20 protein-coding genes and 1 pseudogene are annotated in these 24,156 nt (G+C 67.8%); 5 read left to right on the forward strand and 16 right to left on the reverse strand.

Annotation, left to right across the window (positions count from 1 at the left end; translation table 11 throughout):
- Positions 1-1,665: 1,665 nt before the first annotated feature.
- The 8 genes from WIS52_RS19230 to istA all read right to left on the reverse strand — a co-directional run bounded on the left by WIS52_RS19230 (position 1,666) and on the right by istA (position 9,002).
- Positions 1,666-2,619: a ParB/RepB/Spo0J family partition protein gene (locus tag WIS52_RS19230; protein WP_349299686.1), complete on the reverse strand. Its 954-nt coding sequence runs from the start codon at positions 2,617-2,619 to the stop codon at positions 1,666-1,668.
- A gap of 3 nt (positions 2,620-2,622) precedes the next feature.
- Positions 2,623-3,339 (reverse strand): ParA family protein, encoded by a 717-nt coding sequence (locus tag WIS52_RS19235; RefSeq protein ID WP_349299687.1) that lies wholly within the window; start codon positions 3,337-3,339, stop codon positions 2,623-2,625.
- A 1,310-nt stretch (positions 3,340-4,649) separates the two neighbouring features.
- The gene (locus WIS52_RS19240) at positions 4,650-5,060 is read right to left on the reverse strand and encodes a DUF732 domain-containing protein (RefSeq protein ID WP_349299688.1); all 411 of its coding nucleotides are present in this window, start codon (positions 5,058-5,060) and stop codon (positions 4,650-4,652) included.
- 8 nt (positions 5,061-5,068) lie between these two features.
- A complete protein-coding gene (locus tag WIS52_RS19245; protein ID WP_349299689.1) occupies positions 5,069-5,824 on the reverse strand; it encodes a hypothetical protein in 756 nt (251 codons plus the stop codon).
- A gap of 307 nt (positions 5,825-6,131) precedes the next feature.
- On the reverse strand, positions 6,132-6,335 hold the full coding sequence (locus WIS52_RS19250) for a hypothetical protein (RefSeq protein ID WP_349299690.1): 204 nt from the start codon (positions 6,333-6,335) through the stop codon (positions 6,132-6,134).
- A 23-nt stretch (positions 6,336-6,358) separates the two neighbouring features.
- The gene (locus tag WIS52_RS19255) at positions 6,359-6,520 is read right to left on the reverse strand and encodes a hypothetical protein (RefSeq protein WP_349299691.1); all 162 of its coding nucleotides are present in this window, start codon (positions 6,518-6,520) and stop codon (positions 6,359-6,361) included.
- Positions 6,521-6,936: 416 nt separating this feature from the next.
- Positions 6,937-7,737 (reverse strand): IS21-like element helper ATPase IstB, encoded by an 801-nt coding sequence (istB, locus tag WIS52_RS19260; protein ID WP_349299692.1) that lies wholly within the window; start codon positions 7,735-7,737, stop codon positions 6,937-6,939.
- The gene (gene istA, locus WIS52_RS19265; RefSeq protein ID WP_349299693.1) at positions 7,737-9,002 is read right to left on the reverse strand and encodes an IS21 family transposase; all 1,266 of its coding nucleotides are present in this window, start codon (positions 9,000-9,002) and stop codon (positions 7,737-7,739) included. The genes istB and istA overlap by 1 nt, the downstream gene beginning before the upstream one ends.
- Before the next feature lie 2,197 nt (positions 9,003-11,199).
- On the opposite strand from istA, the gene WIS52_RS19270 reads away from it, so the two are divergent.
- Positions 11,200-12,147 (forward strand): replication protein RepA, encoded by a 948-nt coding sequence (locus WIS52_RS19270; protein ID WP_349299694.1) that lies wholly within the window; start codon positions 11,200-11,202, stop codon positions 12,145-12,147.
- 166 nt (positions 12,148-12,313) lie between these two features.
- On the opposite strand, the gene WIS52_RS19275 is transcribed toward WIS52_RS19270, so the two are convergent.
- Together WIS52_RS19275 and WIS52_RS19280 are read right to left on the reverse strand one after the other, a co-directional pair.
- Positions 12,314-12,448: a hypothetical protein gene (locus WIS52_RS19275; protein WP_349299695.1), complete on the reverse strand. Its 135-nt coding sequence runs from the start codon at positions 12,446-12,448 to the stop codon at positions 12,314-12,316.
- A 29-nt stretch (positions 12,449-12,477) separates the two neighbouring features.
- Positions 12,478-13,626, reverse strand: coding sequence for an IS701 family transposase (locus WIS52_RS19280; protein ID WP_349299953.1), 1,149 nt, complete (start codon positions 13,624-13,626; stop codon positions 12,478-12,480).
- A 238-nt stretch (positions 13,627-13,864) separates the two neighbouring features.
- Between WIS52_RS19280 and WIS52_RS19285 the strand changes: the two are divergent.
- Together WIS52_RS19285 and WIS52_RS19290 are read left to right on the forward strand one after the other, a co-directional pair.
- A pseudogene (locus tag WIS52_RS19285) lies at positions 13,865-14,856 on the forward strand (IS481 family transposase).
- 244 nt (positions 14,857-15,100) lie between these two features.
- Positions 15,101-15,823, forward strand: a complete 723-nt coding sequence (locus tag WIS52_RS19290) for a FadR/GntR family transcriptional regulator (RefSeq protein ID WP_349299696.1) — start codon at positions 15,101-15,103, stop codon at positions 15,821-15,823.
- A 73-nt stretch (positions 15,824-15,896) separates the two neighbouring features.
- Here WIS52_RS19290 and WIS52_RS19295 read toward each other — a convergent pair whose 3' ends face one another.
- The 3 genes from WIS52_RS19295 to WIS52_RS19305 all read right to left on the reverse strand — a co-directional run bounded on the left by WIS52_RS19295 (position 15,897) and on the right by WIS52_RS19305 (position 18,804).
- Positions 15,897-16,811, reverse strand: coding sequence for a dihydrodipicolinate synthase family protein (locus WIS52_RS19295; protein ID WP_349299697.1), 915 nt, complete (start codon positions 16,809-16,811; stop codon positions 15,897-15,899).
- 10 nt (positions 16,812-16,821) lie between these two features.
- Positions 16,822-17,607, reverse strand: a complete 786-nt coding sequence (locus WIS52_RS19300) for an SDR family oxidoreductase (RefSeq protein ID WP_349299698.1) — start codon at positions 17,605-17,607, stop codon at positions 16,822-16,824.
- Positions 17,608-17,676: 69 nt separating this feature from the next.
- Entirely contained in the window at positions 17,677-18,804 is a 1,128-nt protein-coding gene (locus WIS52_RS19305) for a mandelate racemase/muconate lactonizing enzyme family protein (RefSeq protein WP_349299699.1), read from the reverse strand.
- A gap of 240 nt (positions 18,805-19,044) precedes the next feature.
- Between WIS52_RS19305 and WIS52_RS19310 the strand changes: the two genes are divergently transcribed.
- Both WIS52_RS19310 and WIS52_RS19315 read left to right on the forward strand, forming a co-directional pair.
- Complete coding sequence (locus tag WIS52_RS19310; protein WP_349299700.1) at positions 19,045-20,421, forward strand: CitMHS family transporter; 1,377 nt, start codon at positions 19,045-19,047, stop codon at positions 20,419-20,421.
- Complete coding sequence (locus tag WIS52_RS19315; RefSeq protein ID WP_349299701.1) at positions 20,418-20,822, forward strand: nuclear transport factor 2 family protein; 405 nt, start codon at positions 20,418-20,420, stop codon at positions 20,820-20,822. Before WIS52_RS19310 ends, WIS52_RS19315 begins: the two co-directional genes overlap by 4 nt.
- 584 nt (positions 20,823-21,406) lie before the next feature.
- On the opposite strand, the gene WIS52_RS19320 is transcribed toward WIS52_RS19315, so the two are convergent.
- From WIS52_RS19320 to WIS52_RS19330, 3 genes are read right to left on the reverse strand one after another with little or no spacing between them, the layout of a single operon-like run.
- Positions 21,407-22,471: an Ldh family oxidoreductase gene (locus WIS52_RS19320; protein WP_349299702.1), complete on the reverse strand. Its 1,065-nt coding sequence runs from the start codon at positions 22,469-22,471 to the stop codon at positions 21,407-21,409.
- Positions 22,472-22,523: 52 nt separating this feature from the next.
- Positions 22,524-22,778: a hypothetical protein gene (locus WIS52_RS19325; protein ID WP_349299703.1), complete on the reverse strand. Its 255-nt coding sequence runs from the start codon at positions 22,776-22,778 to the stop codon at positions 22,524-22,526.
- A gap of 5 nt (positions 22,779-22,783) precedes the next feature.
- Complete coding sequence (locus WIS52_RS19330) at positions 22,784-24,133, reverse strand: TRAP transporter large permease subunit (RefSeq protein ID WP_349299704.1); 1,350 nt, start codon at positions 24,131-24,133, stop codon at positions 22,784-22,786.
- Between the last annotated feature and the right edge of the window lie 23 nt (positions 24,134-24,156).

Raw genomic sequence — 24,156 nt, forward strand, 5'->3', positions numbered from 1 at the left:
GTTCTCTGCTAGTTATCGCCGCCACAGCTTCCGACGCAGGGCGGTGCTCGGCTGCCCGTCGCGGATGTCGAGCGAATCTGAGCCACATGTAGCTACTTGTGGCGACCGACGTCGCCGCCCACCGGCCAGCTCTTCCACGCGACCACCACGACACCGGCCGCATGGGAGAACCGTGGAAGTAAACGTCGTTTACGCAAGTCTGCGGTCCAAGGGTTCCAAGCTCGAGCGAGACCGAAACAGGTCCATCGGCTGGACTGAGCAGACAGAGGTGGACGACGACCTCGTGCCCGGGAGTGCAGGTCCGGCCCGAGCGCAAGCCAGTCCCGGTGTAAACGCCGTTTACGCTCAGCCGACTCGTCGGCGCACTCGCCAGTCTCGCAACGGCATCGCTTGACGCAGTTCTCCCTCCGGATAGCCCTGCGCCCGGGGTATCCGAGAGGATGTGCTGCGAGTTTCGGGTGTTCAAGTGTGCGGTCCCGGGGATGAGGCGTCGGTTCGGCGCCGGAGTCGTAGCTGGAGCACGAGGATGTGCCGATCTCGGGGCTTGAGATGGCAGCGGCGATTGCCGACGAAGGCCAGCGTCAAGAAGCATAGGCAAGGCTGGGGGGGCAGGAGCAGGGCGTGGTCGGCGCGCAACCTGGCCTACGAATGCTGCCGAGAGGGCTCTGCTCATGTTCACGACGGGCGCTGTGAGCGCCGGGTGTAAACGTCGTTTACACCCGGCGCTGCTGGGGTGCCCCGGCCGCACCTCGACGCTCAGCTCCGCTGTCGCCGACGAGCTCCGGCATACAGCGTCATCTGCGATCGCTACCCGGCTAGTTCCGACAGGCAGCGCTGCTTGCTTGATCCGGAGGCGCCGTGCACGCCTTCGCTCCCGACAACGGATCGCCCCTGTGGCGCGTGCGGCCGCGGGGCCGTGGGGCCGTGTCCGGAGTTGTCTCACAAGGGCGTCACCGCGGACGCCAGACAACAGCGGCGCCGGCCCAGTCGGCTCCTCGCGAGTCGTACGGGCCTGATGTGGAGTGCACTAGGACCGAGGAGTACCACCGCACGAGGGCACCGGCACCGGATCGCCCGGCACGTATGCGCCTCCTGGTCGGCCATGTTCTTGAGATACCTGTTGAAGCTGCACGAGCACCGTCTGAGGCGTACCCGCGTCCTGCAACAGCGTTGAACTGCAGCAACTCGCCGCGTCGGGTGTTGGGCAACTGAGGTCTGCACGGACTCAGCGCAGACACCGGCGAGAACCGGTGGCGGACAGCCCGCTGGGTGATGTTCGGTGCGGTACAGCGTCCGGCCTGGCCGGAGCGAAAGCGACGGGGGTAAACGCCGTTTACAGGTCGGGCGGCCGGTGAGCCTCATTCTCAGCACTGCTCAGGGAGAGGCTCGGCGGCGCTAGCCGACGGACTTCGGGAGTACGGGGTACCCGGGGGGTAAACGCCGTTTACGTCAACCGGCCCACGACGGCGTCGATGCGAACCCACGGTGTCATGGCCTCGGGACTGCTCGTCCGTCGACGAGAGCGGGTGACACTGAGCGGAATTGCAGGAGACTTCTGGTCACAGTCAGCTTGACGCTGGAGGAGAGCGGACACCGTCATGAGAACGGCCCGTCGACGTAAACGGCGTTTACGTCGACGGGCCGCGGTGTAGGGATGGTTGCCAACTATCCGGCTTGCCTGGCGGCTTCTGCATCGTGCGGCTCGCGGGATGGGGCGGTCTGCGTCGAGGCCTCAGACAACAGTCGGATGAGCTCGACGCGCTCGGTCTCGGTGAAGACCTCGCAGATCGACGCCGCGGCCCGGGCGGGGCTGGAGACCGCGATGCTTCGTCGGGTCCGCCGTGGCATCTCGGTGACATGGTCGGTGTTGATGCTCGGCTGCTTTCGGAAGGGCGGGCCCGCGGCAGCGATGGCCTCCTGCTCGTCCTCGGGCAGCCCCCCGAACTGGCGTCCCTGCTCGACCTTGAGGGTGCCCTGCTCGAGTGCTTCGCGTAGGGCTGGGATGAGGCCAAGTAGTGCCATCCGCTGGCTGACATACATCGGGGTGCGTCCGATTCGACCGGCTAGTGCGCGCTGGGAGATGCTGGCTTCACTGAGAAGGCGTTGCATCGCTTCTGCTTCGTGCAGGGGCCCGAGCGCTTTGCGGTGGCTGTTTTCTACCAGCATGACCTCGTACATCGAGGACACGCGGTCGTCATTGACCAGCGCCGGCATCCGGGTAAGTCCGGCGACCGCGGCGGCACGCAATCGACGGTTGCCGATCAGCGCCACCCACTTGCCGTCACCGAGGGCGGCTTCATGACCCGGGTAACGGCTGACGAACGCGTCTGCAGAGCAGACCACGATTGGCTGCAGCACGCCGTGGCCTCGGATGGTGGAGACAAGTTCGTAGAAGTCAGCGTCGTCCATGTCGTCGGCGGCGCGCTGGTTGAGCGGGTTGGCCACGATCTCGGAAATAGTGAGCATGGAGGTCTCGGGTCCGGGCTCCGGGGTCGCGCCGGACGAGACCGCGCTGGGAGCGACTTCGCGGATGGGGGTGGGCTCGCGTTGGGGTGGCGGGGTGTAGTCGCCGGGTACGTCCTCGTTGGCGAGCTCGGCGAGGTTGACGCGCTTACCCATGGCTCACTCCCCGGTCTCGGTGTAAACGCCGTTTACATCGGTCGAGTGGCGCGGGCCTTGTCCACGACTGCCCAGGACTTCGAGGGCGAGGCGGAAGAAGTCCTGCCGGGCCTCGAGGGCGGTTCGGTTCTTGGCGTACTGCACGACCGTGACGCCCTCAGCGGAGGCGCGGGTGTGGAGCTTGTAGTGGCGGATCACGGTGTTGAAGGTCGGCCAGCGCCGAGCGGCTACGAACTGCCGAGTCTGGTCGAGATCCCCGGAACCGTCGCGGGGGTCCCAGTTGTTGAGCAGCACTCGCCACGGGACCCCGGACGGCTCGATCACCCTCTGGATCGAGCGGGTCGCCGGGGAGAACGACATGGGCTCGGGCTCCAAGGGCACGATCACATCATCGGCCTGGGTCAGGACGGTCTGCAGGATCGACTCGTCCTCCAGGCTGCCCGGAGTGTCGACGAAGATGTGCGAGTACTGCTTGATCTCGCGCAGCTTGCTCAGCAGCGTCGGGTTGTCATGGCACTGCTCGAAGTCGAAGGGCAGTTCGTCGCCTACTCGCTGAGCCCACTCCAGCATCGAGGCCTGCGGGTCGGTCGAGACCCCGAGAACCGGTGAGGAGTCGGCGGTTCCACCGAGTGTGTCGGCGACCACCGCTGCAAGGTTCACAGTGACGGTGGTCTTGCCGACCCCGCCCTTCTGGTTGGCGATGACATGCACGCGCGCCATAGAGAACTCCCGTCTGCTTCCCACCTGGCTGGTGGTACTTCGGATCGGGGGTATCTTTGCAGATCAGCATCGTGTACTGGTGGCGTCGGTGGGTGTTCGGCGTGCCGCGAGCTCCCTGCGGCAGAGGCGTAAACGGCGTTTACGGCTAGCGTCGTCGCTATCGGGTTCGAGTGGGTCGCACCGTCTGAGCGATCGTCTAAACGGCGAAGCCGTGCACTCGAAGAGCTTCGGTTGGCGGCGCGGACCGGTCGCCTCGTACCCCCGAGCATCGCACTTCGCACGGTTGTTCTCTTTTCGAGCTGCTGCTTGTTGGTGTGGTGGCGAGCAATTGGTTCTGAGGGGCCATCGTTGTGTGGAAAGCTTCTCCTCGAGAAGGCGTACAAATCCCTCCTATTTGGTGCAGACCACCGGAACAGCCAAAACTGAGTTATAAAGAACATACGTTCGATAGTTGATGTAGGGGCAATACGGTAGCCGGCTCCGCCGAAGGTGACCTTGTAGCCGATCGAGTAAGCCCGCGAGCGGTGTAGGTGCGGGCGACGCAGATGTTGAAGTGGCGGCCCTACGCGACCAGGCGTCGGCCGCGTGCAACGAGGCCGCGTCGGCCGCCGGCAGGTCGGGTGCCCGGGTAGTAGCCCGCGGATCGGAAGCGAGGCCGGCGGGGGCGCCCAGTGCTGCCCCGCGGCTGAAACCGGGTGGACGGTCCTTGAGCGAGCGTGTGAACGCGCCGGGGGTGATGGCATCGCCGAGATCGCCTCGACATCCCGCGGCGGTCACGTGACCCGGTGTCGTCGTCCGGGTCGGCGAGGCCGCCGGCGGGTGCACCGGTCACGGTTCCAGCGTTGAGGCCGTCGCCGACGGTGGCTGGATACGCGCCGGTCCTCGAACCCCACCGACTCGGACCGAAGATCACCAAGGGGCCCGTGCCAGCCAGCTATACCACCATAGACCGCCGCCTCCGTCATATCGGGAGAGATGTGACGGTCGGCCAGTGCGCGGCTGCATCCTTGATGTTCACGGCGGCGAGCACGGACCACGTGCTGATCCTCGGAATGACATCCGTGCCGGCGCCGTGGTGTTCGGAGCGCTGGTGTTGCTTGGCGCCATCCGGACGGACCGCGCGAGATGCGCCTTCGGCTGAGTCGGCTACGCCCGAGCCTCGCCGTCGTGCCGGCGGGTGCTCGATCGTGAGACGCAGCGCGGGCAGGCGGTCCAGCGCAGGTCGTCGGCGGGGCTGGACGCGACGACGGCGCGGCATGGCCAGCAGACGGCGCCCACCGGATAGGGCGAGGCGGTGTCGCTTTCGGTGGTCACGGCGCCGTGCCGGGGCAGAGTCGCGCGTTGGCGTGGTGCATGAGGGTCGCCGTGTCGTAGGTGTCGAGGCCGCCCCAGCGGGACTGGAGTCGGTCGATCTGCTGGGCCTCGGGCAGGCCCTCGGTGTTCATGTCGCACACGGTGAGGCCGATCTCCAGCAGGGCGTCGTCGGTCCAGATGCCCCGGCCGTAGAGGTCGGTGCCGGCGTTCTGGGTGAAAGCCGCGACCTGCATCGGGTCCGGATTCTCCGGGGCGGAGGGCGGGATCAGAAGCATCGCGAGGGTGGTCACCGTCGCGGTGACGATCGTGGCGAGCGCGGCGGCGAGGACTGCCCGGGGCCAGATGCGGCGCGTGGGCTGCACCCACGGCTGGAGTTGGTGGTTCGGGTACGGCGGCTGCATGGTCATCGTCGGTCTCAGCTCTGCGCGGTGTAGACGTGGTGGCGGCCGTCGGAGCCGTAGATGTCGAGGCTCACGAACTGGTCCTGCGGGATGTCGAAGGTCTGGACCCCGCGATAGGTCTTGCCGGGCTGGGTGTTGTAGCCGCCCGGCAGCTCGTCGCCGCAGTCCGGCGCGATGATCCCGGCGTTGTCGTGGGTGATGCCCTCGGTGTCGGTCCACTGGGTGCGCACGAAGATGTGGTCTTCTCCGGGCAGGTAGAGGTCCGAGGTCGTCATCGTGACGTTCATCCGCAGGTAGGGGCCGCACCAGTCGAGGCTGTCGATGGTCCAGTTGGCGGTGTCCTCTCCGCCGTAGTTCAGGGCGTTCGGGATGCCGAGGGCGATCGGGGACGCCGTGGTCGGCGCCGCGGTGGTTTCCGTCGCGGCCGGATCGGTCCCAGTGCCGGGCAGGGGCGCGAATGCGTTGCTGGTGTCGGTGCCGAGGACGTCGCAGTAGCCGCGGGTGATCTCGACGTAGGTGGCGTACTGGGGGGTGGCGTCGGACTCGGTGGTGTTGACGGTGTCCAGGGCGCCGGGTACCGAGCACATCATGCGGCCGGTGGCGAGGATCTGTTGGTCGGAGGCGCCGGAGTTCTCCTGGTCGGACATCGCGCCGCGCATCTCGCTGATGTAGCGGTCTTCGTTGTGCGGGGTGGAGCAGGCGGCGCCGGCGCCGGCGGCGAGGGTGACGCTGACGACGAGGCTGGCGAGCGTGCGGGTGAGGGTGTTCAAGGCGCATCCCGACTTGGTTGACGAGGTGGTGTCGCCTGTGCTGTCGATGCGCCGTGTGCCGCGTTATCGAGGGCCGAGTGGGGTCATCACTTCTGCGTAGGCGGTGATCGTGTGCCCACCGGGTCCGGTGCTTCCGTCTGGGTCCTGCTGTCGGTCGGGCGTGCTCCACAAGGGCCGCGCCGGTGGTGGTCGGTGCAAGGCACGTACTTCGCCTTGGGCGGCAGCCGCTGGTGTGGCATCTCTTTCAGGGCGACCGGGCGCCACCCCTGCTGGAGGGAGGGACGGAGCGCGGCGGTGTCGCTGTCGGTCAGCTGGTGTCTTGCTGCTGGCGGTCGGCCAGGGTGCGGATGTGCTGCCACCAGCGCAGCGCCTCCGCGTGGTCCTGCTCGGCCCGGCGTTGCTGCCCTTCCCGCCATGCGGCGCTGGCCGGGTTTGCAGGGGCGGGGTAAAGGGTTTGGCGGGTGCCGTCGGCATAGCGGCGGGCGAGCTGGATCGGCGGATCGCGGGGCACGCCGAGAGCCCAGGCGGGGGCCGTCACGGGCCGTAGCACCAGCACGGAACGGGCGTGCCGGTCTGGGCGGGGGTGCCGAGGGCCCGCCAGTCCGGCTCGGTCGGCGGATCCTGGCCGGCGGCGGCGTACAGCGCGGCCCAGGACTCCGCGCGGGCCCCCGGCGGGTGTCGGCGCCGACCCGCCACCCGTCAGAGCCCATCCCGCGACGCGCAGCGGGCGGCATCAGCGCCCAGCTGAATCGCAGGTGTTGCCGCCACGCCGAGCGAGCCGGTCCGGGTTCTCGGCCAACGGTGGGGTGATACCAGCGACCTAAACGACAAAAGCCTGCTTCTCTGCCGTCAAGACCGGCGGTGGGAGCTCAGCGCTGGCCGGTGCGGGCGGCGGACGCAGATCAGCCGCTGACCAGAAGCAGCAGGAGAGCGAGTACGGCGATGCCTTGCACCATGGCCACCTGAGCGATCCTTGCGGGTGGTCTGATCCATACGAGATTGAGAGCCGTCTGGGCTGTGACAATGGCGGTGTTCCGACAGCGTGTCAACTCCGGCTGAACTCTGACCCGGCGTGGTCCGGCTGAAAACTGACCCACTTTGGTTGTTGATCTTTAGCTGTCGGTCTTGCCGGCGGTGGGGACGCGGCCGAGGTCGCGGTCTTTGAGCCGGTAGCTGTCGCCCTTGAGGGAGATGACCTCGGCGTGGTGGACGAGGCGGTCGATCATCGCGGCGGCGACGACGTCGTCACCGAAGACCTCGCCCCAGCGGCCGAAGGGCTTGTTCGAGGTGACGATCAGCGAGGCGCGCTCATATCGGGAGGACACGAGTTGGAAGAACAGGTTTGCGGCCTCGGCTTCGAAGGGGATGTAGCCGACCTCGTCGATGATCAGCAGCGGGACCCGGCCCAACTTGACGAGTTCGTCTTGGAGGCGGCCGGCGTGGTGGGCCTCGGCCAGGCGGGCGACCCATTCGGCGGCGGTGGCGAACAGGGTGCGGTGCTCGGCTTGGCAGGCGCGGATCCCGAGCCCGATTGACAGGTGGGTCTTCCCGGTTCCGGGTGGGCCGAGGAACACGACGTTGTCGCGCGCGGTGATGAAGTCCAAGGTCCCCAGGTGGGAGATCGCGTCGCGTTTGAGCGAGCGTTGGTGATCGAAGTCGAAGTCCTCCAGCGACTTGCGCGCAGGGAACCGCGCCGCCCGGATCCGTCCCTCGCCGCCGTGGGATTCGCGGGCGGCGACCTCGCGCTGCAGGCAGGTGGCCAGGAACTCCTCATGGGTCCAGTCCTCGGCCCGGGCTCGTTCGGCCAGGCGCTCGACCGCCCCGGCCAGCGACGGCGCCTTCAGCGCCCGGGTCAGATAGGCCAGCTCGGAAGCCACGTTCCGACCGGAGCCGGTGGTCTTGGTGGCCGCCATCAGGCACTCACCGCCTCAGTCGCGCCGCTGCTCTGCAGGTCGGGCTGCGGGTCGGCGAGGCCGAAGACGCGGTCGTAGTCGGCCAGGTCGCGGTGCTCGACACCGGTGTCAGGCCCGCGTCGGGCCTGAGCACGATGCGCGCTGCGCAGCCGGCTCGCCGCGGCGACGTGGACCGGGTCGGTGATGCTCTGGTGCCGCGCCCAGCACCTTCGGTGACGGGCGACCTCGACACCGTCGCAGGTGACCACGACCTGCTCGAGGTCGGCGAATAGATCGACACGACGCCCGATGACCTGCGGGTGGACCGAGTAGTCGTTGGCGTCGCAACGCAGGTAGTGATCGCGCGCCAGCCGAGTCGAGAACCGCCACCCCAGACTCGGCGCGACCGGCGGCAACGCCAACATCGCGGCCCGATCGCTGTCCCAGCGCTCGCTCGGACGTGCGCCGAGCCGGCGGTGCCGGCGGGCATTGGCCAGCGCCAGCCAGTCGGTGAGCTGGAGGTTGAAGTCCGCCGGACTGGCGAAGGATCGACCAGGCAGAAACGAGGTCTCGAAGTAGCCGTTGACCCGCTCGACCAGCCCCTTGGCCTCGGGGTCGCGCGGCCGGCACTGAACCACCCGGATCCCCAGCGCGCCCCGGAAACCCTGCATGGCCTCGGTCAGCTGCGGCCGCCCCGCTCGCCAGGACCCGATCGCGGACTCGTTGTCCCAGACCAGCGATCGCGGAACCGAGCCCCAACCCGAGAGCAGCGCCCAGTGCCCGGCCAGCAAATCCTCGCCCTGGCGCGAGGGGATCATCCGGGCAGTGATGATCCGGGAGTAGCCCGAGACCATCACCAGCACCGGCGGGCGCACCACCTGATCGAACCCGGCCGGGACGTCGACCGGCGGGAACCACAGGTCGCACTGAGCCAGCTCGCCAGGCTGATACTCGGTGCGCGAGACCGGATCCGGGACCCGGAACAGCGGGCGGAGCTCGGCGATCCGGTCGAACAGCACGGTCCTGCCTCGCCTCCACCCGATCCGCTCGGCGATCACCGTCGAGGGCATACCCGGGAACTGCCCCAACAGGTCCCGGATCGCCGGCTCGACCGCATCGACGATCGAGCCCTTCGCCGGCCGCCGATACGTCGGCGGGACGTCGCTGCCCAGCGCCTTCTTCACCGTGTTCTTCGAGATCCCCAGATGCCGCGCGATCGCTCGGATCGGCATCTGCTCGGACCGGTGCAACCGGCGGATCTCCGCCCAGTCCTCCACCCTCAACACCTCACGATGGTCAGAGGTGGGTCAACGTTCACCCGGAACCAGAGGGTCAGGATTCACCCGGAGCCGACACAGCGAGAGCTGGTGGAGGTCTCCAGGCCCGCTCCTACCGCTCCGGCACCTCGACAAGACGCAGTCGCTGCAGTATCCACGCCTCGGTTCCGACTCTCCCCCACTGCCCTCAGGTCTTGGGCCTCGTGGCACATCGCGCTCTCGCTTCGAAGTTGCGGTGTGTCTGTTGGGCTCGATCTAGCCTCCGACTGATGCGTGACTGGATGTGGGGCAACTGCTGGTTCGTGCCGACCACGATGCTGCCTGTCGTGCAAGGGCTCGAGGCCGAGTTCGAATTTCCGGGGGCAGCGCAGCCGTTCCGGGCCGATCGGGCGCAGCAGGGTCGCCTTCGCACGGCTCGTCCGATTGGACTACAGGAAACTTCTACAGGAAGAACTACAGGGGGGTACGGAAATGCCGGGTTGACCTGCATGTTTCCGGGGGCTCGGGTCGGCTAGGTATGCGTAGGAGGTCGGCGATCTATGCGTGAAATGCTGGTATCCAGTCGGCCGCTTATGCGCCACGTCCTGGTTCTCGCGAGCCTAGTTTGGTGATGCAACAGCCTCGCTACTCTGTTGGTCGGCAGGTTATGCGTGGACGCGGTGCATGTTACGGACTAGCTCGTCAACCAGTGGCGTTGCGACTGAGAAGCCAGTTGTCCTCGCCCCGCGCAGTTGCTGCAGGTCAGGTGGGAGTCTCCGGTCAGCGTGTCGCGGACGCCGGTTGCCGTGCGCCCATCCGTGATCTGCGCGAAGCGGCCTGACTCTCCGGGCGGGGTCGGCGAAGTATGCGTATGGCTCGGTCGCACCGGGTCGGCAAGATATGCGCGTACTGGCGCGGTGTCGGTGTCGACGTGGTCGAACCCAGCCAGCGACACCGCAACATCGAGGGGCGTCCTGGGTCACAAGGGCGCCGTGACCTGCGCTGATGCCGGAGGTCGGCCTCTTATGCGCGGCGAGCTGATCATCGTGTCGAGCTGCGGTCGCACCATGCTTTGCAGGTCATCCACACATCCTTCGCCGGCCCAGTTCGCACGGGGTCGGCAGCTTATGCGTGGACTGCGGCTTCCGAGGCAAGGACGGGAACGATGCTGGTCGGCAATCCATGCGTGGATGGAGCCCTGAGGTCGGCAGGCTATGCGTGGATGCGGGCCGCGGGTTGCATCGCGACCTGGATCGCCTTCGCCGAGGCCATCGCTGCTGAGCCCACGCTCGACCGTACGCGACGGAGCACGTCGCGACGGGGTTTCCGCTCGTGGTCTCTCGTCTTGGCCGTTGTGGGCCGAAGCAGCGTGGGGGCTTCGGATACTCCATGCGAGAGTTCCCCGGCCCTTCTCGCTGTTGCCTCGCCTCGGGATGTCGGGACTGGTGGCGATCGGGCTAATCGTCCGAACCCCTAGCTCAGAGTCGTCGTACCGACCTGGCGGTAGAACTACGCAGGAGAGGCGCTGTACCGGCGCTCCTGTCTGCGACCTGAACGGATCGTGGTCGGCAACCTATGCGCTGAGCTCGCCTTGTGCCCGGGTAGGAACCGGGGCGGTCGGCCTTCTATGCGTAGTGGGACGGGTCGGCCGGTTATGCGTACGCCGCGGGTGCCATCCGGGCACCTGTCCTGCTCATGGCTCGGTACGGGCGATCACCAGGCCCGTTGTTCGGTCGCGGCACGTCTCGGGCGTGCGACGGTGCGCCCGGTGACCAGGTGGTCGCATGCGACCGACGGCTCCGGTTGGTCACGGTGTGTATGCGGTTGGACGATGCTCTGGCCCTCCGGAGCTTGCGGGTCGGCGAATTATGCGTGGCGCTGCCGGCTTGACGAGAGTGGTCGGCGACCTATGCGCTTGATCGGTCGTTGCGGCCAGCCGCCGCGAGTTAACTGCAGCTCAGCCAGATTTTGAGGTGCGAACTCGTGGGGGCGACTGCTCTCGTGGTCCGCCGGAGGGGCCCGTGGGTCGGCATGCTATGCGTCCCTTATCACGTGTGGATCACTGCCGGTGGGTGCAGGCGACACATGGTGGTTCGTGCGGCTTGCCGCATGGGTCGGTGACTTATGCGTGGACAGTCTCGTCGGGTCGGCGTGTTATGCGTGGACAACACTCCGGTGAAGCGCCTGCTCAGACTCTGGTTGACATGCGCGTGGCATGCTCTGCGCCATGGCGGGCACACCAAGTCGAGACTTGCGTCTGTTGCGGGCGGCGGCTGAGCTCTGGGACCAGGATGAGCAGGAGATTGGGTTCCTGGCGAGGTTGTTCACCCAGACGTCGCTGCCCTATCGCGACCCTGGCGACAAGCCCCGCTGGGAGCGACGTAACGGCGACCTGACGCTGAGCGTGCGGCCCGGCTCGACAGGTTACCCCTATGGCGCGATGCCACGGCTGCTGTTGAACTGGCTCTCGACCGAGGCGCTCCGCACGAAGAGTCGTGACTTGGTCCTAGGGCGCAACCTCAGCGACTTCATGCGCCAGCTCGGGCTGACTCCCACTGGCGGCAAGAACGGTACGATCACCCGGCTGATGAAGCAGAGTGATCGCTTGTTTCAGGCATCGCTTGCTGTGCGGTGGGAGGGTGAACACCGTGTCGCCGGTGGTCAGATGAACGTTGCCAGCGAATACAATTTGTGGTCGAGGCCCAGTGATGACCCCGAGGCGCACACTCTGTTCCCGTCTGTCGTGCGTCTGTCGGGGGATTTCTTCGACGAGGTCACCAACCACCCGGTCCCGATAGATCTGGGGGCACTGCGTGCCCTTCGTGGGAGTGCTCTGCGGCTGGACATCTACTGCTGGTTGACCTACCGGATGAGCTATCTGCGTCGGCCCTCGACGGTCTCGTGGGAGACGTTGCGTGCACAGTTCGGGTCGGAGCTCGCTGACACCAAGCAAGGGCGAGGACAGTTCCGCCGGGATTTCGCGAAGCATCTGCGGGAGGTCCTGCTTGTCTACCGCGACGCGAACGTGGAAACCACGGAAGTGGGTGTGACGTTGTCTCCGAGCCGTACGCATGTGCCGTTCAAGGGTCTGCGCGATATCGCCCGCAGCCCGTACGAGCTGCAGTCGCCGAAGGATCAGATTCTGGGAATCGGGGGCGGGCTGGCAGCGCCCTGAGCCCAATGCGTCGGCGCGTGCGAGCTGCTGGACTGATGACGGCGTCACGAAGCGCAGGCTTGCGAGGTTGGCGCCGCTGCAGCAGGCGGGTCCGCCTCCGACCAACGCTGTCGGCCATAGCGTGAACAACTCCCCGATCGGGCACTAGTACTGCAACGGCAGTTGATCAGTCCGGTGGTCGTTCGCCGCGGCGGCGGTAGTGGCAGGTGCGGGCCTGGTGCTGGCGTTCGCGGCGCCATCTCGACCAGTGCATGACGTGGTCGATGCAGGTCAGTGGGGTGAAGGCGAGGCGGGCGAGCACTCTGCGGATCTCGTTGGCGGAGAGCCGGATCAGTGGACGGCGACCGGCTGGGGATCCCCCTTTTCGGCCTCCCGGGCGCGGGTCGCGGCGAGGTAGGCGGCGGCGAGCATGGCCAGGGTGATGTGGGCGTGCCAGGCCCGAAACGAGCGGACCTGGTAGTGGTCGAGCCCGGCTTCGTTCTTCGCGGTCTGGAAGCATTCCTCGATCGCCCATCGGGCCCCGGCGACTCGGACCAGCTCTCGCAGCGGCGTCGCTGCGGGTGCGGCGCAGCGATAGAACGCCAGTTCACGCACCTGCTTGCCCTCGGCGGGCTCGGTCTGGCGGCGGACCAGCAGCCAGTGCCCCCACCCGGCGGGCATCCCGGTGGTGTCGAGGGCGACCGCGGTCCAGTCATAGACGCGTTCCCCGTGTGCGCCGGCGCCGACCGAACGGCGTTCCCATCCGGCCTGGCCGGTGTCGGGGTCACGGGCGCCGGCGATCGTGGCCAGGACCTTGGCTTGGCGACTTTTCCCGTCGGGGCTGGTCAGCATGTCGTCGTTGCGGGTCGCGAGCACGAACGGGATTCCTCGCTCGGCCAGCCAGGTGCGGAAGGTCGGGTTCTGGCCGTAGGCCTCGTCCGCGCTCACCCAGGACCGGCTACTCAGCAGTCCGGCGTCGCGGGCTCGGGCGAGCATGGCCAGGCCCAGCTGTGGTTTCGTCGCGAACCCGACCTCGCCCGGGACGCCGGCCGCGGCGCAGCGATCGCGGTCCTCGGTCCACGAGGTCGGCAGGTAGAGCTCCCGGTCGATCAACGCCCGCCCCCTGTTTGAGGCGTAGGCCAAGAACACCCCGAGCTGACAGTTGTCGATCTTCCCGGTGGTGCCGGTGTACTGGCGCTGCACCCCGGCCGAGCGCACACCCTTCTTGATGAACCCGGTTTCATCGACCACGAACACACCGCTGGCCTCGTCGCCGAGCTCGTCGATCACATAGCCGCGCAGGTCATCACGGACACCGTCGACGTCCCACTCCGCGGTCCGCAGCAGCCGCTGCATCCCATCCGGCGACACCGCCCCGGCGTGCTCGGCCAGCGTCCAACCGTTCTTACGCTCCAGACCCGCCAGCAGCCCACGAAGATAGGTCCCGACCCGCCGACGCGGCTCGGACCTGCCGAAACGGCCCGCGATCAGCTCCACCATCGAGTCCAACGAGGCCACCCACCCGGCAAGATCCACCACGCGGTGATCATCACCGCCCGACCGGCCTCAGCCTCTCACGACACGCCCAAGTGCCGTTGCAGTACTAGCTGTACTGACCAGAGACGTTGGTCGAGGTCGTGTGACAACACGATCTAGCTGATCTTGAAAAGGTGAGGACCTCCTGCGGAGGGTGTGGAGCTGTCGAAGGCGCCCACACCCCGCACCACAGGAGGTCCTCGTGGTTCACGCTAACGCCCCGCTGACCGAGAAGCACCGGCTACGCCTGGCCCGGTTGATCGTCGAGGCCGGTATGCCGGTCGCGCAGGCTGCCGAGCGGTTCCAGGTGGCCTGGCCGACCGCGAAACGCTGGGCCGAGCGCTACCGCGCCGAGGGCGAGACCGGGATGGGTGATCGCTGCAGCCGTCCGCATCGCAGCCCGACCCGCACCACCCCGGCCCGGGTCCGGGCGATCGTGCGGGACCGGATGAGGTTGCGTCTGGGCCCGATCGAGATCGGTGCCCGTCAGAACATGCCGGCCTCCACGGTGCATCGGGTGCTGGTGCGCTGCGGGCTACACCGCCTGACCCACGTCGACCGGGTCACCGGTGAGCCCGTGCGCCGCTACGAACACCCCGCCCCCGGCGACCTTCTGCACGTGGATGTGAAGAAGCTGGGCAACATCCCCGACGGCGGCGGGTGGCGCTATGTCGGGCGCGCGACCGGTAACCGGCACCGGGCCGCGACCCCGGGCAAGCCGCGCAGCGTCCACGGCGACAAGAAGATGGGCACCGCCTATGTCCACACCGTGCTCGACGACCACTCCCGGGTCGCCTACGCCGAGATCCACGACGACGAGAAAGCCGCCACCGCCATCGCCGTGCTGACCCGGGCCACGGCCTGGTTCGCCGAACGCGGGGTCACCGTGTCCCGGGTGCTGTCGGACAACGGCTCGGCCTACCGCTCCCATGTCTGGCGCGACACCTGCCGCGACCTCGACATCACCCCGAAACGGACCCGGCCCTACCGCCCCCAGACCAACGGCAAGATCGAACGGTTCCACCGCACCCTGGCTGAGCGGTGGCCTTAGCCCGCCACTACACCGGCGAGTCGCAGCGCCGAGAAGCTCTACCGGGCTGGCTGCACGAGTACAACCATCACAGGCCCCACACCGCCATCGGACGTCGGGCACCGATCAGCCGGTTAACCAACGTCCCTGGGCAGTACAACTAGCGGCGACCCAGCCGAAGGGGTGGCGGAGTCCGGGCCGAGCACCCGACCCGGCTCTCCGTCGGAGTCCCGCTCGTGACACGGGTCCCGTACAGCACATAGATCTCGGCTCACGCGGGTCTCGTCCGGTGGCTCCCTGGCTGGGCGAGACCCGCGTGGGTCCGTTCAGGGTGGCATTCGGGAGGCCGGAGTTCGGTCGGGACGGTCGCTCCGGACCGTCGTGCGAAGCGCGGAGTACTCTGGGTTGGTGAGCTGGGATCGTCCCGTCGTCGAGAGCGGGGCTCGACGCGTCAGCCGCCCCGCACACATCGCCGACCATCTCTACGAGCAGATTATGAGTGGCGGTTTCCGGCCTGGCGCACTGTTGCCCGGCCAGCGGGAGCTGGCGTCGCAGTTCGACGTGTCGATGGCCACCGTCCGCTCGGCAATCGGCTCGCTCGCGGCGGCTGGGTTGATTGAGGTGCTTCCCGGGAAGGGATCCATCGTCCGCAGCGTGGGAACCGGCACCCCACAGTTCGAGGCGTGGCTCGGCACGGCCGACTCCGCGCAGGAGATGCTCGACCTGCTGGAGGCACGACTGGTCATCGAACGCCATCACATCGAGAAGGCGACGGCGACAGCCGGCCCTGCGGATCTGGACCGGCTCCGGCGAGCCTGTGACGATCTCGCCGCCGCAGCCGACGACCCGGTCGCGTTCGAGGTGGCCGACTATGCGTTCCACCTGATGCTCGCCGAGGTCGCCGACAACAGCGTGACGGTGCGCGTGTTGCGGGCCATCAGTGAGCCGATGCGACGGACGTTGCGACTGACGAACCACGGTTACATCGCGCAGAACGGCGACCTGGCGAGCAGCGTCGCGCCGCATCGCGAGATGGTCGAGTTCATCGCGACCGGCGACGTGCAGGCGGCCGTCGGCAAGCTCGAGGGCATGATCGAGCGGTCCCAGGCGACGGTGCGCCTGACGTTGTGAAGCTGTGCGGGCTCCGCAGGTGCGTGGAGCCCGCACAGCTCATCGTCTCGGTTCGTCGAGCGTCGGCCCGCTGCTACGCGGAGGGCATCAGTCGCGCGATGAGGTGGTCCACCTCCGCGCGGCTCTGCTCGCTCAGGGCGACGGTCGGGACGCGCTGGGCCGCCGATGCGATCGCGCCGCGCCGGTGGAGCACATACTTGCGTGCGGCCAGCCCGATGCCGGGTTGCTGCTCGTAGCGCAGATAGGGGAGATGCGCGTCGAAGGCCTCCTGCATCGCGTCGAACTCTCCCGCGAGACCACGGCCGACGACCTCGACCAGCAGTTCGGGGAAGGCGTACCCCGTCATCGCTCCCGATGCCCCGCGCCGCATCTCGCAGTCGAGGAACGCACCTCCGAAGCCGGTGAGGATCGACACCTGCGGCATCCCTCCCGAGTCGATCAGATTCCGCAACGCCGTGATCTTGTCGAGGCCGGGCCAGTCCTCGTGCTTGAGCACCACCGCGTTGTCGTTGTCGGAGAAGATCCGTGCGAGCACGGTCGTGCTGATACGGACGCCCGAGTTGAGCGGGAAGTCCTGCACGACGACCGGGGTCGACGCGCCCACGGCCGAACAGGCGTTGGCGAAGTACTGCGTGATCTGCTCGTCGGTACTCAACGTCGCCGCGGGAGCAATCATCGCTCCCGCGGCTCCCGCAGCCATGGCGTCGTCGCTGAGACCGGCCATCTGCCGGAAGCCCGGTGCGGAGACACCGACGACGACGGGCAGGTCACCCGCTGTCGAGACGAAGCGGCGCACCACCTCACGGCTCTCCTGATCGGTCAGCTTGGCGACCTCGCCGAGCAATCCGAGCACGGTGATCCCGTCGACCCCGGACCTGCGGTAGAACTCGACCAGAGTCTCGATGCTGGCGTGGTCGACCTCACCGGACTCGTCGAACGGGGTGGGCGCGATGGCGTACACACCCCTGGTCGTAGGTGTCAGACCCACGAGATCCTCCTCAGATGCTGGGGACGTAGCCGCCATCGACCCGCACGACTGAGCCGGTGATGTAGGAGGCCTGCTCGCCAGCCAGGAAGGCGACGGTCGCGCCGTATTCCTCGGGACGTCCGTACCGGCCGGCGGGAATCGCCCGCAGGCTCTCGGCGACGACGTCGTCAACCGGCACGCCGAGCCGCTCGGCCTTCTTTTGGTCGAGGAAGCCGATCCGATCGGTGGCGATGCGGCCGGGCAGAACGACGTTGCTGGTGACCCCGTCGCGCGCGACCTCGGCCGCCAGCGTCTTGGACCAGCCCAGGAGCGAGGTGCGCAGCGCGTTGGAGAGCCCGAGATCGGGAATCGGGGCGATGACGCCCGACGTGGTGCTGGTGATGATCCGCCCCCAACCCCGCTGGCGCATGCCGGGCAGGACCCGGTCGGTGAGGGTGACGATCGAGAGGATCATCATCTCGAAGTTCTGCCGCCACGTCGCCGGGTCCTGTCCCGCCACGGGCGACGGGGGCGGGCCACCGGTCATGTTGACGAGGATGTCGACCGGACCGACCTCCGCGATGATCCGGTCGACGGTCTCGATGCCCGCCTCGATGTCGGCGAGGTCCCAGGTGTAGAGGTGGGTGGTTCCGCCGGTCGCGTCGATGTGGTCGCAGGTCGCCTGCGCCTGTTCCCGGCTGCGGTCGGCCACCACGACGGTGGCCCCTTCCGCCGCGAGTGCCGTGGCGATCGCGCCGCCGAGGCCGCCTCCGGCGCCGAGTACGAGCGCGACCCGGCCCGTGATTCCCAGATCCATGATGTGTTCGTCCTTCGTCTCGCGGTGTGACGCGGTGTCCACCGGACCAGCTGCCGCGTCAGGGGGTCGTCAGGCTGTGTGGACGTTCTGCTCGATCGTGTAGCGATCGAGCTGCGCGGGGTTCCACTCGATCCCGACGCCGGGAACGTCCGACGGGCGCAGGCACCCGTCGTCGGTGACCTCGCGCGGGTTGTCCATGAGGAGGTCGAGGACCTTGACGCCGGTTCCCTCGAACTTCTCGAGGATGCTCACCTCGGGCGTGGCCGCGGCCAGCTGGGTGTGGACGTCCCAGTGGTAGTGCGGCGCCACGGAGACGCCGTTCGCGCCGGCGATCGTCGCGATCTTGCGCCATTCGCTGATCCCGCCGCAGGACGTGGCGTCCGGCTGGAGATACGACAGTGAGCCTTGCTTGACGAACTCGTTGAACTCCCACCGGGTGGCGCCGTTCTCACCGGTGGCGAGCGGGATCGAGGTCTTCTCGGCCAGACGTCGGTACGCCTCGACCATGTCGATGGGCAGCGGCTCCTCGAGGAAGTAGATGTCGAGATCCTCGACGAGGCGGCACAGTTCGAGGCAGGAGTTGACGTCGCGGTAGCCCTGCGTGGCGTCGAGCATCAGCTTGCGTCCGGGGCCGAGCACCTCGCGCGCGAGTTCCGCTCGCTTGGCGTCGGTGGCCGCGTCGAGGGCGCCGACTCTGATCTTGACTCCGTTGTAGTTCTTGTCGACGTAGCTCTGCACCTCCCGGCGCAGCTGGGGGAAGAGCTCCTCGCCCGGGTAGTAGTAGCCGCCCGAGGCGTAGCAGGGGATCTCCGTCCGGTACCCGCCGAGGAGCTTGTGCAGGGGCATTCCCGCGAGCTTTCCGTGGTGGTCCCAGAGCGCGATGTCAATGGCCGAGATGGCGTGTGCCATGTTGCCCCTGCGCCCGGCCCGGACCGTGAGGTAGTACATGTCGCTCCAGAGCGCCTCGATGTCGCGCGGGTCGCGGCCCAGGAGCATCGGCACCAGCAGCTCGTCCATGGCGGCCTTCGCCATCTTGCCGCTGATGTCCTGCAGGCAGCAGCCGACGCCGACATGGCCCTCGTCCGACTCGATCTCGACGAAGAGGTGCTCGCGCCAGTTGATCGTCTTGATCGACCAGCCGACCGGCTTCTCCAGCGGGACGCGGACCCAGCGGGTCGTGACCTTCTCGATCTTCATGAGACCTCCGTGGCTCTCGTGGCGGTCGACGGGGTTGTCCGTCACCCGCCGTGGGATGTCGGCGCAGGTCGATCCGGGAAGCCCTTGACGTGCTCTGTGCCACGGTCGTAACGTGCGCCACTGTTCAGAACAGTTGTTCCGAACAGTAAGCACGTCGATGTGCGGGTGTCAATCGGCCGGCGTGCTGCCGTCATCGGTTGTCGCCGGGGCTTCGAACCGGCCCACAGCAGGGAGGTATCTGTGCTGGCACTAGCCGGATTCGTGGCTTTGATGATCTTCGTCGCCCTCGTCGCCTCGGGGCGGGTCCACGTACTCGTCGCGCTCGTCCTGGTCCCGGTCGCGGCCGCGCTCGTCGTCGGCGACGGATCGTCCCTCGGCGAGATGGTGAAGGACGGCGTGCTCACGGTCGCGCCGACCGGGATGCTGATTCTTTTCTCGGTGCTGTTCTTCAGCACGATGATCGACACCGGGTTGTTCACGCCGCTCGTCGACGCCATCCTGCGGCGCCTCGGCGAGGACCCCCTGAAGATCACCCTTGGGACGGCGTTGCTCACGCTCGTGGTGTCCCTCGACGGCGACGGCACGACGACGTTCATCATCGTGACGCTGTCGCTGTATCCGCTCTACCGGCGCTGCGGAATGAGCCCGCTGGTGCTCATGGCGCTGACGACGATCGGTTTCTACATCATGAACAGCTCGCCCTGGGGTGGGCCGACCACACGCACCATGGCGGTTCTCGATCTCTCCGTCAGCGAGGCGTTCGTGCCGTTGCTGCCGGGTCTCATGGGCGGCATCGTCTTCCTCTTCGTCATGGCTGTGATCCTGGGACGTCGTGAGCGGGCTCGCCTCGGATGGTCCGCCGGTGTACTGACGCGGGTGGAGGAGGGAAGGGAGGAGGCTCTCGTCGCCGCGGGGCGGGTCGCCCCGGGTGCCGGGCCGGTCGCCGCACAGGACCAGGTCGACGAGTTCGTCGCCGGGTCGGGGGATGACGAGGATCTGCTGCGGCCCCGGTTGCGGCTCCTCAACCTGGCACTGACCGTGGTCGTGATGATCTCGGTGATCTTCGAGATCCTCCCGCCCTACGTCACGTTCCTGATCGGATTCGTCGTGGCGCTCCTGGTGAACTTCCGTGCGACTCAAGTCGAGCGCATCATCCGCAAACACGCCGGCAACGCCCTGTGGGCCACGGTCATCATCTTCGCCGCCGGGGCGTTCACCGGGATCCTGACGGGGACGGGCATGATCGGCGCCATGGCGACGTCCATCGTGGACGTCGTACCGGACGCCCTCGGTAATCAGCTCGCGCTGATGACCACGTTCCTGAGCTTCGCCAGCACGCTCGTGATGAGCCCCGACGCGTTCTACTTTGGCATGCTGCCGGTGCTGGCCGAGACCGGTGTGGCCTACGGGCTCGAGCCCGCCGAGGTGGGACGGGCGGCGTTGCTCGGTCAGGTCGGCTACGGCCTGAGCCCGCTGGTCGCCGCGCCGCTGCTGTTCGCCTCGCTGCTGAAGGTCAGCTACATCAACCACCAGAAGTTCACCATCGGCTGGGCGTTCGGCTGCACCCTGGCGATGCTCCTGGTGTCGGTCCTCGTCGGGGCGGTGCCGGTGATATGAGCGTTCATGGTCATGACGACGTGTCCCGACGAGCGACCGTCGAACGTCTCGAATGCGTCCGCTTCGATGCGGTCGTCGACGGGGACTGGGACCGCTTCGAGGAACTGTGCCATCCGGACCTCGTCTACGTACACAACACCGGGGTGGTCGACACGCGAGCCACCTACCTCGCCAAACTCCGCTCCGGGCACTACGACTACGAGGTCATCGAGCATCCCGTCACCACCATCGTCCTCACAGCGGATGCGGCGCTGGTCTGGGGTCGGATGCGGGCGGAGCTGCGGGCGGGCACGGTCCACAAGTCGATCGACAACCTGACCCTGTCCGTCTGGGTGCACGATCACGATCGCGGCTGGTTGCTCATCGCCCAGCAGCCCACCCCGGGTACCGGTCCGCTTTGACGGCGGCACCTGAGGATCCCCGTAGCCCCCGTGTCGTCTCGAAGCTCCGTCTGCTCCGTGCGGAGCCGTGCCGGCGCGGCACGTGGTGCCCGCGAGGCGGGACATCCGTGTCCTGCTCGACGTCGATGTACCAACCGTGCGCCGCACCGAGCCGCGGTGGGGCATGCTCGCCGGCCGCGCGAGAGCTGATCGACGCCGTGACCACAGTGTATGTCCGGCCCGGCGAGACGATCCGGGTGTCCGGTGACCTCCACCTCGACCGCAAGGGTGAACGTTACCGTCTGGGAGACGATCACCGCAGTGACACCGAACTGTCGAACGGGCACGCCGCAGTGACCGGCCGGACGCCTGTCCGTTGGAACGGCGAGCGAGGCGCTGCAGGCCGCCTGTCCTTCCTGGGGCTGGCTAGGGCAGAAGTGCTTACCGACATTCTCCGTCTCGGCATATGCGTGGTCGCATGATTGCGGGGCCCGCGGAGTCGCAGGCGGTCCAGCCGATCCGTGATGGCCGGTCCGGTGCCGCCGGCGAGTGGACACGGTGCCGTCCATCGCACCCCGATATCCCGCGACCGGCATCGGGGTGCATCACAGGGGTGTGGGGAGAGGTGTACTGCTGCGGTTCGCCCGGGGAGTGAGCCGAGCGAGGACCTCGGCCCCGATCACGACACCGTCGCGGATCTGCTGGCGCCGGGCGGCCAGTGCCCGTTCCCCCGGCAGCCTGATGGTGGCCCCGGCGGCACCGGGATCGTCGCGGACGGACCCGACCAGGTGGTCGATCTCGTCGAGGAAGGTGTCCGAGCCGGCGAACCGGCCGGGGTCGAGCACCTGCAGGAAGACCCCCTGGCCGAACCGGTCCGGGCGGCTCCGGCGCCCGTAGCCGGGAAGAGCGATCGACAGGGCCTCGGACATGAGACCGAAGCCGAAGCCCTTGTAGCCGAAGTCCGTCTGGCCCAGTGACTGGATCGTCCCTGGCGGGTCGGCCCGCAGGACGGTCGGGTCGTCGGTCGGGATGCCGTCGGCACCGACCAGCCACTTGCCGGGGAGGCGTTCCCCGCGTACGGCGTACCCCTCGAACAGGGCGTTGCTCCCGACCGACGTGCACTGATCGATGAGGATCGGGTCCGCCCTGGTCGGAATGCCCATCGCGATCGGGTTGCTGGTGATCACGCCGCGGGTGCCACCGGGTGCGGCCACCGACGCCACGCCGGGGTTGGTGGCGGTCAGCGTCACCAGCAGCCCACGTTCGGTGAAAGGAAGCAGGTAGCTCTGCAGGCAGCCGATGTGGGAGCAGTCCGCGACGGTGACGGTGGCGACCGCGCGGTCGGTGATCCGGTCGAGCAGTAGGTCAGTGGCCTCGCCCATCACCCATGCGCCGGGGAGGCGGTTCGCCCGCCAGGCGGCGGTGGCACCGTCGTCGTGGAGTGTCTCGAGCTCGCCACCGCTGCCGATGTGGCCGCCCTCGATCCGGTCGAGATAGGTGGGCAGGAACGCCAGCCCGTGGGTGCGGTGCCCGAGCAGGTCGCCGTCGATCATGCGGGCGGTCATCGCCCTCGCATGCGCCTTCTCGATGCCGGCCTCGTGCAGCAGACTCTCCGAGAGAGCCGTGAGGCCCTCGACCGAGTAGCGCGCGGTCGTGGGGTCGGTACTCATCGTTCTCCTCCGAGGTGGTGCCGGGCCGGCAGGCGGCTCTGATGGTCGGGACTCATGCCGTCTCTCCGTCCTTGCTCTCGTCACCGAGATAGGTGCGGAGGAAGGCCGCGATGCCTGCGACGGCCGCGCAGAGAACGGCGGGAGTGTTCAGCATCGCGTCCGGCCACTCGACGACCCGCGGATCGGTGCTTGCCAGCCCGATCGTCTGGACGGCGACGATGGTGGTGCCCAGACCGAGTGCTGCCACCAGGAACAGGACGAACACGGTGTCCAGGATCGACCCGGTACGACGTCGTGCAGTGCTCACGGAAATCAGCCTCCGGTCGGAACGGGGAGGACACCCAGGCCCACCAGGATCGTCATCAACAGGACCGGCAGCAGGTAGTAGCCGATCAACGGCGTGAACAGGGATTGCGGTCTGGTGCGGGCGAGAGCCGCGGCGATGAAGATGGGTGCCGATGCCGGCGGGGACTGGCCCTCGGTGGATGTGGCCATCAGAACCACGATGACGGCGATGACCGGATCGATCCCGGCTGCGATCAGCGTGAGCAGCGAGACCTGCCCCAGTGTGGCCACGGTGGGTGCGCCGGTCAGCGGCCCACACACCACGGCCAGGGTGACCGAGACGATCACGACCACCAGCCACGGTGGCAGGTCCGCGGCGCCGAGCACGGCCTCGACGTCGCCGGCCAGCCCCAGCTCGACGAACACGGTGCTCGCGGCGATGGCGAAGAAGAGCAGTGCGCCGATCTGGGACAGCGGCTGCATCGCCCCCCGCACCAGCTCGAATCCCTGTGACCGGGTGCGGGGCAGGTTCTTCCGGCCGACGAGGCACGCGATCACGATGATCAGCGTCGGGATCCAGACCATGATCGAGACAGAGCCGAGGGCATCGCCGACGGCCGTGCGCTCGCTCAGATGGTTCGCGATCGGGCCCACGGTCAGTGCGACCGGGATGACCGCACCGAGGTAGACGGCGATCGACCGCCAGCCGAAGCGCCAGCTCGTCGCCAGTGGGTGGATGTCGGAGGGATCCGCCCGTTCGATCCCGTCCCTGCGTGCGAAGTACGCCACGAGCAGGAAGCGGTAAGCCAGCTGGTAGATCCCGGAGACGAACAAAGCGATGTACACCGAGCCGGACGCCGCGATCCCCGAGGCGAACCCGAGCATGATGACCATGGAATTGCTCGGCGGCAGCGCGGCTCCCATGGCGGAGTTCCCGGCCACGATCGTCGCGGACCGCTTGGGGGAGAACCCCGACTCGATCATCCACGGGGTGGTGACCGCGCCCGTCGCCGCGGCGTTGCCCGCGTTGGAGCCGGCCAGCGCGCCCATGACGCCCGAGCCCACCGTGTCGACGTAGGCCGGTCCGCCACGGACCCGGCCGAACATCGAGTTGAGCAGGTCGAGGATCCGTTTCATGATCCCCAGCTGGTCGATCAGGTAGGCCATGAACACGAACCCGACGGCGGCGTAGACGACGACATCGGATGCCGAGGACCGCAGGCCCGCCACGGCGAGGGCGAACGCGTCGGTCCCGCCGAACAGGCACACGGTGACGAAACCCAGGAACATGGCCTCGGCCATGGATCGTTTGACGAGCACCGTCCAGGCGATCAGTACGCCGATGAAGCACAGCAGGGCGACCAGTGCGGTCGGCATCGATACTCCTCATTGAGTCGGGA

The sequence above is a fragment of the Pseudonocardia nematodicida genome (assembly GCF_040105385.1).
Classification (GTDB): Bacteria; Actinomycetota; Actinomycetes; order Mycobacteriales; family Pseudonocardiaceae; genus Pseudonocardia; species Pseudonocardia nematodicida.

What these genes read in the sequence shown, in the direction of transcription:
- WIS52_RS19320 (WP_349299702.1), bottom strand. Translation starts at nt 22,471, where the DNA reads ATGAGTACCGACCCCACGACCGCGCGCTACTCGGTCGAGGGCCTCACG.
- WIS52_RS19300 (WP_349299698.1), bottom strand. Translation starts at nt 17,607, where the DNA reads ATGGATCTGGGAATCACGGGCCGGGTCGCGCTCGTACTCGGCGCCGGA.
- WIS52_RS19280 (WP_349299953.1), bottom strand. Translation starts at nt 13,626, where the DNA reads ATGGTGGAGCTGATCGCGGGCCGTTTCGGCAGGTCCGAGCCGCGTCGG.
- WIS52_RS19315 (WP_349299701.1), top strand. Translation starts at nt 20,418, where the DNA reads ATGAGCGTTCATGGTCATGACGACGTGTCCCGACGAGCGACCGTCGAA.
- WIS52_RS19240 (WP_349299688.1), bottom strand. Translation starts at nt 5,060, where the DNA reads ATGACCATGCAGCCGCCGTACCCGAACCACCAACTCCAGCCGTGGGTG.
- WIS52_RS19270 (WP_349299694.1), top strand. Translation starts at nt 11,200, where the DNA reads ATGGCGGGCACACCAAGTCGAGACTTGCGTCTGTTGCGGGCGGCGGCT.
- WIS52_RS19235 (WP_349299687.1), bottom strand. Translation starts at nt 3,339, where the DNA reads ATGGCGCGCGTGCATGTCATCGCCAACCAGAAGGGCGGGGTCGGCAAG.
- WIS52_RS19230 (WP_349299686.1), bottom strand. Translation starts at nt 2,619, where the DNA reads ATGGGTAAGCGCGTCAACCTCGCCGAGCTCGCCAACGAGGACGTACCC.
- WIS52_RS19330 (WP_349299704.1), bottom strand. Translation starts at nt 24,133, where the DNA reads ATGCCGACCGCACTGGTCGCCCTGCTGTGCTTCATCGGCGTACTGATC.
- istB (WP_349299692.1), bottom strand. Translation starts at nt 7,737, where the DNA reads ATGGCGGCCACCAAGACCACCGGCTCCGGTCGGAACGTGGCTTCCGAG.
- WIS52_RS19305 (WP_349299699.1), bottom strand. Translation starts at nt 18,804, where the DNA reads ATGAAGATCGAGAAGGTCACGACCCGCTGGGTCCGCGTCCCGCTGGAG.